This is a genomic window from Pseudoxanthomonas sp. J35, assembly GCF_000513995.1.
Lineage (GTDB): Bacteria > Pseudomonadota > Gammaproteobacteria > Xanthomonadales > Xanthomonadaceae > Pseudoxanthomonas.
Map to the genome: position 1 here is coordinate 84,271 of NZ_AZVB01000021.1, position 13,004 is coordinate 97,274.

At 71.0% G+C, this 13,004-nt stretch carries 15 protein-coding genes; 8 read left to right on the forward strand and 7 right to left on the reverse strand.

Annotated features, from left to right (window positions below):
* The 3 genes from dusB to PSEJ35_RS0111540 all read right to left on the reverse strand — a co-directional run bounded on the left by dusB (nt 1) and on the right by PSEJ35_RS0111540 (nt 3,421).
* A complete protein-coding gene (gene dusB / locus PSEJ35_RS0111530) occupies nt 1-999 on the reverse strand; it encodes a tRNA dihydrouridine synthase DusB (protein WP_028917929.1) in 999 nt (332 codons plus the stop codon).
* A 73-nt stretch (nt 1,000-1,072) separates the two neighbouring features.
* On the reverse strand, nt 1,073-2,038 hold the full coding sequence (locus PSEJ35_RS0111535) for a ribokinase (RefSeq protein ID WP_028917930.1): 966 nt from the start codon (nt 2,036-2,038) through the stop codon (nt 1,073-1,075).
* A gap of 84 nt (nt 2,039-2,122) precedes the next feature.
* On the reverse strand, nt 2,123-3,421 hold the full coding sequence (locus PSEJ35_RS0111540; RefSeq protein WP_028917931.1) for a nucleoside transporter C-terminal domain-containing protein: 1,299 nt from the start codon (nt 3,419-3,421) through the stop codon (nt 2,123-2,125).
* A 259-nt stretch (nt 3,422-3,680) separates the two neighbouring features.
* On the opposite strand from PSEJ35_RS0111540, the gene PSEJ35_RS0111545 reads away from it, so the two are divergent.
* Both PSEJ35_RS0111545 and PSEJ35_RS0111550 read left to right on the forward strand, forming a co-directional pair.
* Nucleotides 3,681-4,655, forward strand: coding sequence for an aldo/keto reductase (locus tag PSEJ35_RS0111545; protein ID WP_028917932.1), 975 nt, complete (start codon nt 3,681-3,683; stop codon nt 4,653-4,655).
* 68 nt (nt 4,656-4,723) lie between these two features.
* A complete protein-coding gene (locus PSEJ35_RS0111550; protein ID WP_028917933.1) occupies nt 4,724-4,915 on the forward strand; it encodes a hemin uptake protein HemP in 192 nt (63 codons plus the stop codon).
* Between the two features lie 129 nt (nt 4,916-5,044).
* Here PSEJ35_RS0111550 and PSEJ35_RS0111555 read toward each other — a convergent pair whose 3' ends face one another.
* From PSEJ35_RS0111555 to PSEJ35_RS0111565, 3 genes are read right to left on the reverse strand one after another with little or no spacing between them, the layout of a single operon-like run.
* A complete protein-coding gene (locus PSEJ35_RS0111555) occupies nt 5,045-6,103 on the reverse strand; it encodes a PDZ domain-containing protein (protein ID WP_028917934.1) in 1,059 nt (352 codons plus the stop codon).
* Nucleotides 6,104-6,136: 33 nt separating this feature from the next.
* Nucleotides 6,137-6,853: a hypothetical protein gene (locus tag PSEJ35_RS0111560; protein ID WP_028917935.1), complete on the reverse strand. Its 717-nt coding sequence runs from the start codon at nt 6,851-6,853 to the stop codon at nt 6,137-6,139.
* Nucleotides 6,846-7,511, reverse strand: coding sequence for a sigma-70 family RNA polymerase sigma factor (locus tag PSEJ35_RS0111565; protein WP_084635531.1), 666 nt, complete (start codon nt 7,509-7,511; stop codon nt 6,846-6,848). The genes PSEJ35_RS0111560 and PSEJ35_RS0111565 overlap by 8 nt, the downstream gene beginning before the upstream one ends.
* A gap of 148 nt (nt 7,512-7,659) precedes the next feature.
* On the opposite strand from PSEJ35_RS0111565, the gene PSEJ35_RS0111570 reads away from it, so the two are divergent.
* From PSEJ35_RS0111570 to PSEJ35_RS0111595, 6 genes are all read left to right on the forward strand, one after another.
* Nucleotides 7,660-8,622 carry an SPFH domain-containing protein gene (locus PSEJ35_RS0111570; protein WP_028917937.1) on the forward strand — a complete coding sequence of 321 codons (963 nt, stop codon included), beginning with the start codon at nt 7,660-7,662 and terminating at the stop codon, nt 8,620-8,622.
* Nucleotides 8,623-8,626: 4 nt separating this feature from the next.
* The gene (locus PSEJ35_RS0111575; protein ID WP_028917938.1) at nt 8,627-9,058 is read left to right on the forward strand and encodes an NfeD family protein; all 432 of its coding nucleotides are present in this window, start codon (nt 8,627-8,629) and stop codon (nt 9,056-9,058) included.
* Nucleotides 9,059-9,100: 42 nt separating this feature from the next.
* Nucleotides 9,101-9,736 carry a cation transporter gene (locus tag PSEJ35_RS0111580; RefSeq protein WP_028917939.1) on the forward strand — a complete coding sequence of 212 codons (636 nt, stop codon included), beginning with the start codon at nt 9,101-9,103 and terminating at the stop codon, nt 9,734-9,736.
* 68 nt (nt 9,737-9,804) lie between these two features.
* Nucleotides 9,805-10,911 (forward strand): glycine cleavage system aminomethyltransferase GcvT, encoded by a 1,107-nt coding sequence (gene gcvT / locus PSEJ35_RS0111585; protein WP_028917940.1) that lies wholly within the window; start codon nt 9,805-9,807, stop codon nt 10,909-10,911.
* A 76-nt stretch (nt 10,912-10,987) separates the two neighbouring features.
* Nucleotides 10,988-11,383, forward strand: coding sequence for a glycine cleavage system protein GcvH (gcvH, locus tag PSEJ35_RS0111590; protein WP_028917941.1), 396 nt, complete (start codon nt 10,988-10,990; stop codon nt 11,381-11,383).
* A gap of 878 nt (nt 11,384-12,261) precedes the next feature.
* Entirely contained in the window at nt 12,262-12,663 is a 402-nt protein-coding gene (locus PSEJ35_RS0111595; protein WP_028917942.1) for a hypothetical protein, read from the forward strand.
* A gap of 72 nt (nt 12,664-12,735) precedes the next feature.
* Here PSEJ35_RS0111595 and PSEJ35_RS0111600 read toward each other — a convergent pair.
* The coding region (locus PSEJ35_RS0111600) for a transposase (protein ID WP_028917943.1) at nt 12,736-13,004 on the reverse strand (269 nt) is incomplete at its 5' end.

Consider the following 13,004-nt stretch of genomic DNA (forward strand, 5'->3'; position numbering starts at 1 on the left):
CTACGCGGCCGAAAGCATCGGCGGCGGCACGCCGGCGGCGAGCGCGTCGAAGTAGTCGGCGGTGAGCCGCAACTGTTCCTCCGCGCCCTGCGCGCGGTTGACCACCGCGCGGAACGCGGCGTTTTCCGGCCGGTCCTTCGCGTACCAGCCCAGGTGCTTGCGGGCGATGCGCACGCCGTGTTCCTCGCCGTAGAACGCGTGCAGCGCGGCGAGGTGTCCGAGCAGGATGTCGCGCACTTCCTCCACTCCGGGCTCGGGCAGTTCCTCGCCGGTGGCCAAGTAATGCGCGATCGCGCGGAAGATCCACGGCCGGCCCTGCGCGGCGCGGCCGACCATCACTGCGTCGGCGCCGGTGTGGCGCAGCACGTAGGCGGCCTTGGCCGGCGAGTCGATGTCGCCGTTGGCGACCACCGGGATGCGCAGGCGCGACTTCACCTCGGCGATGGTGTCGTACTCGGCCTGCCCGGTGTAGTGCTGGTTGCGGGTGCGGCCGTGGATCGCCAGCGCGGCGATGCCGGCGTCCTCGGCGATGCGCGCGATGGTCGGCGCGTTGCGCACCTCGGCACACCAGCCGGTGCGGATCTTCAGCGTCACCGGCACCTCGACCGCGGCGACCACCGCCTCGAGGATGCGCGCGACCAGCGCCTCGTCGCGCATCAGCGCCGAACCGGCCCAGGCGTTGCACACCTTCTTGGCCGGGCAGCCCATGTTGATGTCGATGATCTGCGCGCCGTGGTCGACGTTGTAGCGCGCCGCCTCGGCCAGCTGGCGCGGCTCGGTGCCGGCGATCTGCACGCTGACCGGTTCCGGCTCGCCGGCGTGGTCCATGCGGTGCAGCGACTTGCGCGTGCCCCAGAAGCGCGGATCGGAGATGGTCATCTCCGACACCGCCAGCCCCGCGCCCAGGCGCTTGCACAGCAGCCGGAACGGCTTGTCGGTGACCCCGGCCATCGGGGCCAGGACCACGCGCGGTTCGATGCTGTAGGGGCCGATGCGCATGGCGCGGATTCTACGTGCCACCCCGTGGCCGCGACGGCGCGACGGGCCCGGAGGCCGCCGCGAGCCCGTCGGCTCAGCCGGGGAAGCGCTCCTGCACTTCGGCCAGCTGCGGCATCGCCACGGCCGCGCCCGGGCGCTCGGTCGACAGCGCGGCGTAGCGGTTGGCGAAGCGCACGTGGCTGGCGAAGGCGGCGCCGGCGTTGTTCGCCAGCGAGGCCACCAGGGCGCCGTTGAAGGCGTCGCCGGCACCGGTGGTGTCGCTGGCCGACACGCTTTCGGCGCCGACGCGGTAGTAGGGCTGCGCGTCGCCGCGCGTGGCCTCGTCCGGATGCGAGACGAAGGCGCCGACCGAGCCGAGGGTGACGACCACGGTGCCGTGCGGCAGCAGCTTGCGGCACAGGCCGTGCAGGCTGGCGCCGTCGAGCGCGGCCACCGCCTCGGCGTCCACGCGCTCGCCGACGTGGCGCGAGAGCAGGGCGGCGAACTCGGTCTCGTTCGGGGTCAGCACGTCGGCCAGGCGCAGCAGGCTGATGCTGGTGGAGGCGTTGGCCGGGGCCGGGTTGAGCACGGTGGTGGCGCCGGCCTGGCGGGCCAGGGCCAGCGCTGCCTCGATCGTGTCCACCGGCGACTCGAGCTGGGCCAGCAGCACGCGGGCGCCGGCCAGCAGGGCCGGGTCGGCACCGACATGGGCGGCCGAGAGGGCGCCGTTGGCGCCCGGGCCGATCACGATGCTGTTGCGGCCGCGTGCGTCGACGTAGATGCCGGCGGTGCCGGTGGGCTGTTCGCTGGCCTCGGCGCGCAGGTCGATGCGGTCGGCGGCGGCCAGCTGGCGGGCGAGGGCGCCGCCGGCATCGTCGCCCAGCGCGCACACGAACGCGGTGCGGGCGCCGGCGCGCGCCGCGGCCACGGCCTGGTTGAAGCCCTTGCCGCCCGGTCCGGTGGCGTACTGGCCGGCGATGGTCGCGCCCACGGCCGGCAGCTCGGCGCAGCGCCAGACGTGGTCGACATTGAACGAACCGACGACGATGACCGGATTCATGGGATTACCTGCACAAGCTCTGCAACGGGAAACGGAAACGGCGGGCCACGCGGGCCCGCCTCTTGCTGGAATCTGGCGGACGGCTCAGCCGAAGTGCGTGAGGACGCCGGCGATCGTCGCGGTCATGAAGGTGGCGATGGAGCCGCCGAGCACGGCGCGCAGGCCGAAGCGGGCCAGGTCCTGGCGGCGCTCCGGGGCCAGGCCGCCGATGCCGCCGATCTGGATCGCGATCGAGCTGAAGTTGGCGAAGCCGCACAGCGCGTAGGTGGCGATCAGCGCGCCCTCGGGGCTCAGCGAGACGTTCGGCACCTGGCCGTTCACCACGCTGGCCAGCTGGGTGTAGGCGACGAACTCGTTGATCACGATCTTCTGGCCGATCAGCGAACCGACCGTGGTCGCGTCCGCCCATGGGGTGCCGATCACCCAGGCGATCGGGGCCAGCACGTAGCCGAGGATGGTCGACAGGCTGGTCGGCTGGCCGAGCGCGGCGGCAATGCCGGTGACCTCGCCGAACCACTTGAGCGGGGCGTCGACCAGCGCGATCAGGGCGATGAAGGCCAGCAGCATCGCGCCGATGTTGAGCGCCAGGCGCAGGCCATCGCCGGCGCCGGCCGCGGCCGCGTCGATGACGTTGGCGGTGGTCTTCTCGACCTCCATCTTCACCGTGCCGCGGGTCAGCGGCTCGCCGGTTTCCGGCACCAGGATCTTGGCGATCACCAGGGTGGCCGGCGCGGCCATGATGCTGGCGGCCAGCAGGTGCTTGGCGAAGAACGCCTGCTGCGCCGGGTCGCCGCCGCCGAGCATGCCCACGTAGGCCGCCAGCACGCCGCCGGCGATGTGGGCCATGCCGCCGATCATCATGGTCAGCAGCTCGGACTGGGTCATCTTGGCGATGTACGGGCGCACGGTCAGCGGCGCCTCGGTCTGGCCGATGAACACGCTGGCGCAGACGCTGGTGGTCTCCGCGCCGGATACGCGCATGAGCTTGGTGATCGCCCAGGCCATCGCCCGTACCACCGCCTGCATCGCCCCGAGGTGGTAGAGCACGCCCATCAGCGCCGAGAAGAAGATGATCGTCGGCAGCACCTGGAAGGCGAAGATGAAGCCGTTGGACTGGATGTCCATCAGGCTGCCGAAGATGAAGTTGGAACCCTCGGCGACGAAGCTCAGGATCTTCACGAAGCCGTGGCTGAGCCAGTCGAAGACGTTCTTGCCGCCCGGCACCAGCAGGACCAGGGTGGCGAAGGCGATCTGCAGGACCACGCCGGTGATGACCAGCTTCCAGTCCACCGCGCGGCGGTTGTTCGAGCACAGCCAGACGATGCCGATCAGCACGGCCAATCCGAACAGGCCGAAGCCGATCCGTCCGAGTGCCTCGATCATGGGGTTCCCTGTGGATGTTAAAGAATCGCGAAATCGTAGCAGTTTGGCGGTCCCGGCGCCCGTGCACGAAGGTCCAGCCCGCCGGGAGCCGCGCTACGCGCGGCTGCGGCCGTTCCTGCGCCGCCGGTGGCCGTGCTCACCTGGTCCGGCTGCGCAGGCCTGCCACCTGCGCGGCCGGCGGGCCGGCGCGGGCGGCACGACCCTCGCGGCCTCCCTGGCATGGCCGGCCTACAATCGGGGTTTTCCGCGGAGACCGCCCATGCAATACCGCCGCCTCGGTGCTTCCGGCCTGAAGCTGTCCGCACTGTCGTTCGGCGCCTGGATGACCTTCGGCCGCCAGGTCGGGCGCAGCCAGGCCCGCGAGCTCGTCGCTGTCGCCTGGGACCACGGCATCAACTTCTTCGACAACGCCGAGGCGTACGCCAACGGCGAGGCCGAACGGGTGATGGGCGACGTGATCGCCGACCTGAGGCTGCCGCGCGACGGCTTCTGCGTGTCGAGCAAGGTGTTCTTCGGCGCCGTGGAAGACCCGCGGCCCACCCAGCGCGGGCTGTCGCGCAAGCACGTGGTCGAGGCCTGCCACGCCGCGCTGAAGCGCCTGCGGGTGGAGCACCTGGACCTCTATTACTGCCACCGCCCCGATCCGGACACGCCGGTGGGCGAGACCGTGGCGGCGATGGACCTGCTGGTGCGGCAGGGAAAGGTCCTGTACTGGGGCACCTCGGAGTGGCCGGTGGACCTGATCCGCGAGGCGGCGAAGTTCGCCCGCGCCAACCACCTCACCCCGCCGACCATGGAGCAGCCGCAGTACAACCTGCTGCACCGCGAACGGGTGGAGCTCGAGTACGCGCCCCTCTATTCGGAACTGGGCCTGGGCACCACGATCTGGTCGCCGCTGGCCTCCGGCCTGCTGACCGGCAAGTACACCGACGGCATCCATCGCGAAGGCCGCCTCGCCCAGCCCGACGCCGGCTGGCTGCAGAAGCTGGTGGTAGGACACAGCGGCGAGCGCCGCCTGGAGCGCGCGCAGCGTTTCGTCCAGGTCGCCGCCGGGCTGGGCGAGAAGCCGGCGCCGCTGGCCATCGCCTGGTGCCTGCGCAACCCGCACGTCAGCAGCGTGATCCTGGGCGCCAGCGGCCTGGCCCAGCTGGAGGAGAACATGCGCGCGCTGGAACTGGTGGACCGCTACGACGAGCAGGTGTGGCGGCAGCTGGAGGTGGCCGCGGCCGGCTGAGCGGTTGACAAGTAAATGCGAATTATTATCATCAAGCGGGTTCCACGCCCCTCCACCTGGAGCTCCCGATGAACGTGCATCGCCTCACCCTGCCGCACGCCGAACCCGCCCGCGAGGCCGTGCCCGCCCTGCAGGCCGATGACCTGGTGCTGGACAGCGACCAGCTGCTCAGGGGTCGCCGCGAAATCCTGATCCGCCACGGTGACCGGGTATACCGCCTGCGCCACACCAGCAACGACAAGCTGATCCTGACCAAGTGACGGTGTGCCGGCGCTGGCAGCGCCGGCCGTCGGAAGCGACACGGCCGGCACGAGGCCGGCCGTCACGTCGCACCTTGCGGTTCTCCCGTGCGGACGGCATCCCCGGATGCCATCCGCCGGGGATCGCACCTACAGCACCGCCGTGTTCTTCGGCCGCGGCGCCGGCGCAGGCGGCGCGGGCGGGGCCGGTGGCGCCGGAGGCGCGGGCACGAAGTCCAGCGTGCGCAGCCGCTCGGGCACGGTGACCATCACCTCCTTGCGGCTGCGGTCGCGCAGGACGCCGACCCTGGCCTTCTCGCCAGGCTTCTTCGCGCTCATCGCCTGCATCGCCTCGCGCGGGCTGGCGACCGCCTTGCCTTCGATCTCCTGGATCACGTCGCCCGGCTGCAGCCCTGGCAGGTTGCCCTGCTGCAGCACCAGCACGCCGCGATCGGTGCCGAAGTAACGGCCCAGCTGCGGTTCCAGCGCGAGCAGGTTGAGGCCGTCCCAGCGCAACGCCTCGGCCAGCAGCGGGGCGCTGCACTTGCCATCGGTGCAGTCGAGCGAGCGCGACAGCTGCAGCACTTCGCCGCGCAGCTTCGGCGCCAGTTCCCTCAGCCTGGCCAGCTCCGGGCTGTCGGCCAGCGTCGCCAGCTCGCTGGCATCCAGGCCGAGGCCGCGGGTGAAGGCGAAGCTCCGGGTCGGCGCGGGGGTGACGTCGACGTCGTGCTGCCTGCCGTCGCGCTGGTAGGTGATACGCACCGGCTTGCCTTCGGCCAGGTCGGCCAGGGCCTCGCGCGCGGCTTCGACGCGGGCCTCGCCGTTGCTGCCGGCGATGGGCTTGCCGCCGATGCGCAGCAGGCGGTCGCCGCTCTTCAGGCCGGCCTTGTCGGCGCCGCCGCCCGGGGTGACGCCGGCGATGCGCACGCCGCTCTGTTCGTCCACGCCCAGCAGCACGCCCAGGCGCGGCTTCGCCGACACGCCGGCGCCATCGATCACGAAGCGCAGCGCGTCGCCGTCAAGTTGCAGTTCGCGGCTCAGTTCGGCGACGCGGGCGGCGGCGGCCTGCAGTTCCTTGCGCGCCTGGTCGAGTTCCTTGCGCTGCGCCGCGTCGTCCTTGTCGGCGGCCATGGCCGGGGCGGCGATCGCGCAGGCCAGGGCCAGCGCAAGCGGGGCGAGCCGGCGGAAGGGAAGGGAACGGGTATCCATGGTGTCGTTCTCGGGTAGGGAAGCGGATGGGGATCAATAGACCTGGACGAGCGCGTAGGCGCTGGAGTCGCCGCCGTACAGCGCCTGCCAGCGCTGGTCGGCGGCGAGGCTGGCCAGTTCGCGCAGCGCCTCGACGCGCTGCTGCCACAGCCCGGCGCGCGCACCGTCGTCGAGCGCCGGGCGGGCCAGCGCGTCGTCGATGCCGGCGACTTCCGCCTGCAGCGAGGCGGCGAGCGCCAGCTGCAGGCCGTCGCCGCCCTGGGTGCCGGCGAGGCTCCCGAGCAGTCGTTCGAGGCGGGCCGATTCCTCCTGCAGCGGGCGCAGGTCGGCGGCGGGCTTTGCGACCGGTTCCCGCGTCGCCGCCACCGTCGCTGGCGGCGTGGAAGCGGGCTGGACGGGGCCGTCGGACGTCGTCGGTGCGATGGGCGCCGGTTCCGGTGCCGGATCCTGGTGAATGGCGACCGTGCCGCTGGTGGCCGGCATCGAAGTGGTGGGCGCCGGCACATGCGTATCCGCTTCCGGTTGCGGCGCTGGCTGGCGCAGCAGCTGCAGCGCCGGCAGCGCGGCCAGGCAGGCGGTGGCCGCGGCCAGCGCCCAGGGCAGCACGCGCCGCGGGCGGCGTGCGCCGGGAAGCGCGGTGGCGATGCGCGGCCACTGGTCCTCACGCGGCGCTTCCAGCGGCAGCGCGGCGAAGGCCTCGTGCCAGTCGGCCGGCGGCGTCGTGGCGGGCGGATGATTGCGCTCAGGCATGGGACACCTCCTGGACCTGCAGCAGCGCCCTCAGGCGGCGGGTGCCGCGCGAGAGCTGCGATTTGGAGAAACTCGGGCTGCGCTGCATCAGTTCGGCGATTTCCTCGTGGGTATAGCCTTCGGCGTGGTACAGCCAGAGCACGCTGCGGGTGGCCGCCGGCAGGGACTGCAGCGCACGCTGCAGCAGCGCGCCGTCGGCGGCGGCCGGCGGGGGTGGCGCCTGGTCCTCGAAGTCCTGGCCGTCCAGCGGCAGGGTGTCGTCGAGGCGGCGGCCGCGGCGCAGGCGCAGCAGCGCCTCGTTGATCGCGATCTGCCGCAGCCAGCCCCAGAACGGGCCGCTGCCGCGGTACTCGCCGATCCGGCGCAGCAGCTTGAGCATGGTTTCCTGCAGCGCCTCGCAGGCCTCGTCGTGGTCGCCGCACAGGCGCAGCGCCAGGGTGAACACCGGGCGCTCGAACCAGCGGTACAGCTGCTCGAAGGCCGCCGGCTCGCCGCGTCGCGCGCGAGCCAGCAGGGTCTCGGGCACGTCGATGGCGAAACCCGAGCGTGGCGCGGCCGCGTCGCCGCGCGTGTGGGCCGCCGGCATCGCCGGGACGAAGGCCCGGCAGCTGGCCGGCGCGGCCAGGCTGGCGGAAGCGGGCGGGAACGGTTGGCTCATATGCGCTGTGGATGCACGGGGCGGGCAAACCGTCGCAGCCGGTCGCCGTTCCCCTGCGACCGCGCCCGCCGCCCGCCGGTTCCCGCCGCCGGCCGACCCTATACTGGGACCGACCGGGGATGGCCCGACGGGCCAGGAGGAGGAAAGGATGACGACGGGTTTCCTGACGCTGGTACTGCTGGTTGCCGGCGCCATCGTGCTGTTCAAGACCGTGCGCATGGTGCCGCAGGGCTACGAATGGACGGTGGAGCGTTTCGGCAGGTACACGCACACGCTTGATCCGGGCCTGCACTTCCTGGTCCCGATCGTCTACGGCATTGGCCGCAAGGTGAACATGATGGAGCAGGTGCTGGACGTGCCCAGCCAGGACGTCATCACCAAGGACAACGCGGTCGTGCGCGTGGACGGGGTGGTGTTCTTCCAGGTGCTGGACGCGGCCAAGGCGGCGTACGAGGTGGCGAACCTGGAGGTGGCGATGATCGCCCTGGTCCAGACCAACATCCGTACCGTGATCGGCTCGATGGACCTGGACGAATCGCTGAGCCAGCGCGAGGCGATCAACGCCCAGCTGCTGGGTGTGGTCGACCACGCGACCAGTCCGTGGGGCGTGAAGGTGACCCGCATCGAGATCCGCGACATCCAGCCGCCGCGCGACCTGGTCGACGCAATGGCGCGGCAGATGAAGGCCGAGCGCGAGAAGCGCGCGCAGATCCTCGAGGCCGAGGGCCTGCGCCAGGCCGAGATCCTGCGCGCCGACGGCGAGAAGCAGGCGGCGGTGCTGGAGGCCGAGGGCCGCAAGGAGGCCGCGTTCCGCGACGCCGAGGCGCGCGAACGCCTGGCCGAGGCCGAGGCCAGGGCCACCTCGATGGTGTCCGAAGCCATCGCCAAGGGCGACGTGCAGGCGATCAACTACTTCGTCGCGCAGAAGTACGTGGAGGCGTTCAAGGAGCTCGCCACCGCGCCGAACCAGAAGTTCGTGCTGATGCCGATGGAGGCCAGTGGCGTGATCGGTTCCATCGCCGGCATCGCCGAACTGGCGAAGGAAGCGCTTTCCGGCCAGCAGGCCTCGACGTCGTCGCGGCGCGCGCAGCCGCCGCGGCTGGGGGAGTGAGGCCATGCGCTGGGACGTGGTGACCTGGGCGGCGGCGGCCCTGCTGCTGATCGCCGCCGAGACGCTGGCCCCCGGGGCCTTCATGCTGTGGATGGGTTTCGCCGCCGCGGCGGTGTTCCTGCTGGTGCTGCTGCTGCCCGATGTGCCGGTGCTGGCGCAGGTGGCGGCCTTCGTGGTGCTGAGCTTCGTCTCGATCCAGATCTACCGGAAGTGGTTCCGCGACACCGGCCGGCAGAGCGACCGCCCGCTGCTCAACCGCCGCGCCGAGCAGAACATCGGCGTGGTCGCGCCGCTGGACCAGCCCATCGCCGGCGGCCGCGGCCGGATCAGGATCGGCGACGCGTTCTGGGTGGTCGAAGGTCCGGAGCTGCCGGCCGGCACGCCGGTGCGGGTGGTCGCGGTCGACGGCATGGTGCTGAAGGTGCAGGAGGCCTGATCGCCATGGCCTCCATGCGCGGGGCGCCAGGGGAAGGCTGAGGTGGCCGGCCGCTGCGGCTGCGAGGTCGAGGCGCGGCGGCTGCAGGCGCGGCAGCGCCGCGTGCTGTGGATCGTGCTGCTGCTCAACGCGGCGACCTTCGTGCTGATGGTCGCCGCCGCCTTGTCCGCGCGTTCCACCGCGCTGCTGTCCGGTGCCCTGGACAATCTCGGCGACGCGCTGACCTATGCGCTGAGCCTGGCGGTGGTCGCCTCCTCGCTGCGGGCCAAGGCCCGGGTGGCGATGTTCAAGGCGGCGATGATCCTGGTCGCGGCGCTGGCGGTGGCCGCGTCCATCGCCTGGCGGCTGTTCGTCGATCCGGCCCTGCCGCTGTTCGAGACCATGGGCTGGGCCGGCGCGGTGAACCTGGCCGCCAACCTGCTGTGCCTGGCCCTGCTGCGCCCGCATCGCCGTGGCGACGTCAACCTGGCCTCGGCCTACGAGTGCGCGCGCAACGACATCGCCGACGGCCTGGCGGTGCTGGCGGCCGGCGCGGCGGTGTGGTGGACGGGCGCGGCCTGGCCCGACCTGCTGGTCGCGGGGCTGCTGCTGGGCGTGTTCCTGCGCTCGGCCTGGCGCGTGGCCGTGGCCGCCCGGCGGGCGCTGGGGCAGGCCGTGACCGGCATCGCGCCGCATTGATGGCTGGTGCATCACCGGCCCGACGGTCCCATCTGGGATAATGGCGTTTTTCCTCCGGGCGAGATGCCATGACCCGCAAGACCATCCTCAACGAAACCCATCGCGCGCTCGGCGCCAAGATGGTCGACTTCGGCGGCTGGGACATGCCGATCCACTACGGCTCCCAGATCGACGAGCACCACCTGGTCCGCCGTGAGGCGGGCATGTTCGACGTCAGCCACATGACCGTGGTCGACCTGCACGGCGAGCGCGTGCGTGGGTTCCTGCGCCACCTGCTGGCCAACTCGGTCGACAAGCTGAAAGTGCCGGGCAAGGCGCTGTACAGCTGCATGCTCGACGAGAAGGGCGGGGTGATCGACGACCTGATCGCCTATTACATGGACGAGTCGTTCTTCCGCCTGGTGGTCAACGCCGCCACCCGCGACAAGGACCTGGCGTGGATCGGGGCCCAGGCCGCGGCCTTCGGCGTCGAGGTGCGCGAGCGCCCCGACTTCGCCCTGGTCGCCGTGCAGGGTCCGCAGGCCCGCGACAAGGTGATCGCGCTGCTGCGCGAATCCGACCGCGACGCCGCCACCCGCCTGGGCCGTTTCGCCGCGGTGGAGGTGCAGTCGGCCGCCGGCGTGCCGCTGTTCCTGGCGCGCACCGGCTATACCGGCGAGGACGGCTTCGAGGTGGTGCTGCCGGAAGGCGAGGCGGTCGCGTTCTGGAACGCGCTGCTGGAGGCCGGGGTGAAGCCGGCCGGCCTGGGCGCGCGCGACACCCTGCGCCTGGAGGCGGGCATGAACCTCTACGGCCAGGACATGGACGAGTCGACCACGCCGTGGGAAGCGGCGCTGGGCTGGACCGTCGCCCTGGACGAAGGCCGCGACTTCATTGGCCGCGCCGCCCTGGAGGCGCAGAAGGCCGCCGGCGTACCGCGGCAGATGGTCGGCCTGGTGATGGACGACAAGGGCGTGCTGCGCCACGGCCAGAAGGTGCTGACCGCCAGCGGCGAGGGCGAGATCCTGTCGGGCACCTTCTCGCCGACGCTGGGCAAGGCGATCGCCTTCGCCCGGGTACCGGCCGGCGCGACCGGTAACGTGCGTGTCGACATCCGTGGGCGCGAAGTGCCGGTGCGGGTGGTGAAGTTCCCGTTCGTGCGCGACGGGCAGGCGCAGCCGGGCGTGCTCGGCTGAGGCGTTTCCCGCCCGGCAGGGTCCCCGCTAAACTAGCCATCCCATCCAGACCAAACGCGTGACCGGAGCAGCCCCCATGAGCGAGATCCCCGGCGACCTCAAGTTCCTCAAGTCCCACGAGTGGGCCCGCGTCGAAGGCAACGGCCGCGTGACCGTGGGCATCTCCGACCACGCCCAGGGCCTGCTCGGCGACCTGGTCTACGTCGAACTGCCGAACGTCGGCGATTCGGTCGAGGCCGGCGCCGCGGTGGCGGTGGTGGAGTCGGTCAAGGCCGCCTCGGACGTCTACAGCCCGGTCAGCGGCAAGATCGTCGAGGTCAACTCGGACCTGTCCGACAAGCCGGAGACCATCAACGAGGACGCCTACGGCGAGGGCTGGCTGTTCGTCGTGGAAGCCAGCGACCCGGACCAGCTGGCCGAGCTGCTCTCCCCCGACGACTACGCCGAGCTGATCGAAAGCGACGACGACTGACCGCCCGCCGCCCGCTTCCAGGAAGAACGCCCGCCCCGCGCGGGCGTTTTCTTTTCCGGCGACGCGGAAGGACGCGGGGCTGGGCATGCGCACATGCATGAAGGCCATGTGCACGACGCGTCGATGGCGCGTTGGCCGCGGGGCATGGGCGACCGTCGTGCGGAATGCGCGCGGGGCGGCAATCGGGACGGCCGGGTGCACGCGTTCGGCGTCGACGACGGGATGCGTCGGCGCGCGATGGCGTCGTCGAACCCCCTCCGAGGCTTGCGCAGTTCTTGCGCAAATCGGCTTGTGCGACGCGAACAGGAAACGTCGCGGAAGAAATTTTTTCGCACCCCTGGACGATCGGCGGAACGCCTCCGGCGCGGTCGCTGCGTGCGCATGCGGACGGCGACGAAAATGCCGCGCGAATCGCACGCGAAAAAAAACCGCTTGTTTTCAGCACTGGAATTGCGCGCGCCTGGAATGCGTTCGCGCGTTGCTTCGCCGTCGCGTCGCCGGACCGCCCGGAAGTTGCGCCGGCGTGGCCCGGACCACGCCGGAAAAAATCCCGGCGGGGTGTTGACAGTGAAAAAAACCGTGATTAGGTTTCGCCCAGCAGACGCTGCCTGCCGAAGCGAGTGAGTCGAATCAACACCACAACGCGAAGCAAAACTCGGGAATCCGCCAGGAACCTTCGAACGGTGGATACGGCCCGCTTCCCCCGAAGAAAAGCAGCGACCACCCGATTGACCGCCCGCGCCGAGACTTCGCGCGGGCGTTACCGTATCCGTATCGACGTGCCCATCGCGCCGACGGACTCTCTCCCCGGCGGACACCGCCGCGGGTTTTCGAGACTGGGCGTTACCCATCCGTAGTTCACTGACGAGGAGCCACCCATGGCAACGAAGAAAGCTGCGAAGAAGAAGCCCGCCGCCAAGAAGGCGGTGAAGAAGGTCGCCAAGAAGGCCGCCGCCAAGAAGGCCGTCAAGAAGACCGCCAAGAAGGCCGCCGCCAAGAAGACCGTGAAGAAGGCCGCCGCCAAGAAGACGGTGAAGAAGGCCGCGAAGAAGACCGCCAAGAAGGCGGTGAAGAAGACCGCGAAGAAGACCGCCAAGAAGGCGGTGAAGAAGACCGCGAAGAAGACCGCCAAGAAGGCTGCGAAGAAGCCGGCCGCCAAGAAGGCCGCCAAGAAGCCTGCCGCGAAGAAGGCCGCCGCCAAGAAGCCGGCCAAGAAGAAGGCCTCGAAGAAGAAGGCCGCCCCGGTCACGCTGCCGGCCACTCCGGCTCCGCTGATCTGATCAAGCCCCGATAGCCGTAGAAAAAAATGGCCCCCTCCCCGAAGCCCAGCGGGGAGGGGGCTTTTTTGTGGTTCATCTCCCAACTCCGGGGAAGGCCGCCCGGATCTTGAGGAAGAAGTAGGCGTCATCGCGGAAGCCGTAGGCCATGCGCTTGATGACCTTGATCTTGTTGTTGATGCCCTCGACCAGGTTGGTGCCCAGCGGCCACCGGCAGTGGGCCAGGATGCCGGGCAGGTAGGGCTCCAGGCGCCGGACGAAGATCTTCAGCGGCTCCAGCCCGCTGCGCAGGGCCCGGCGCTTCCACTGCTTCCAGGCGCGTAACGCCCAGGCGCGGCTGCGAT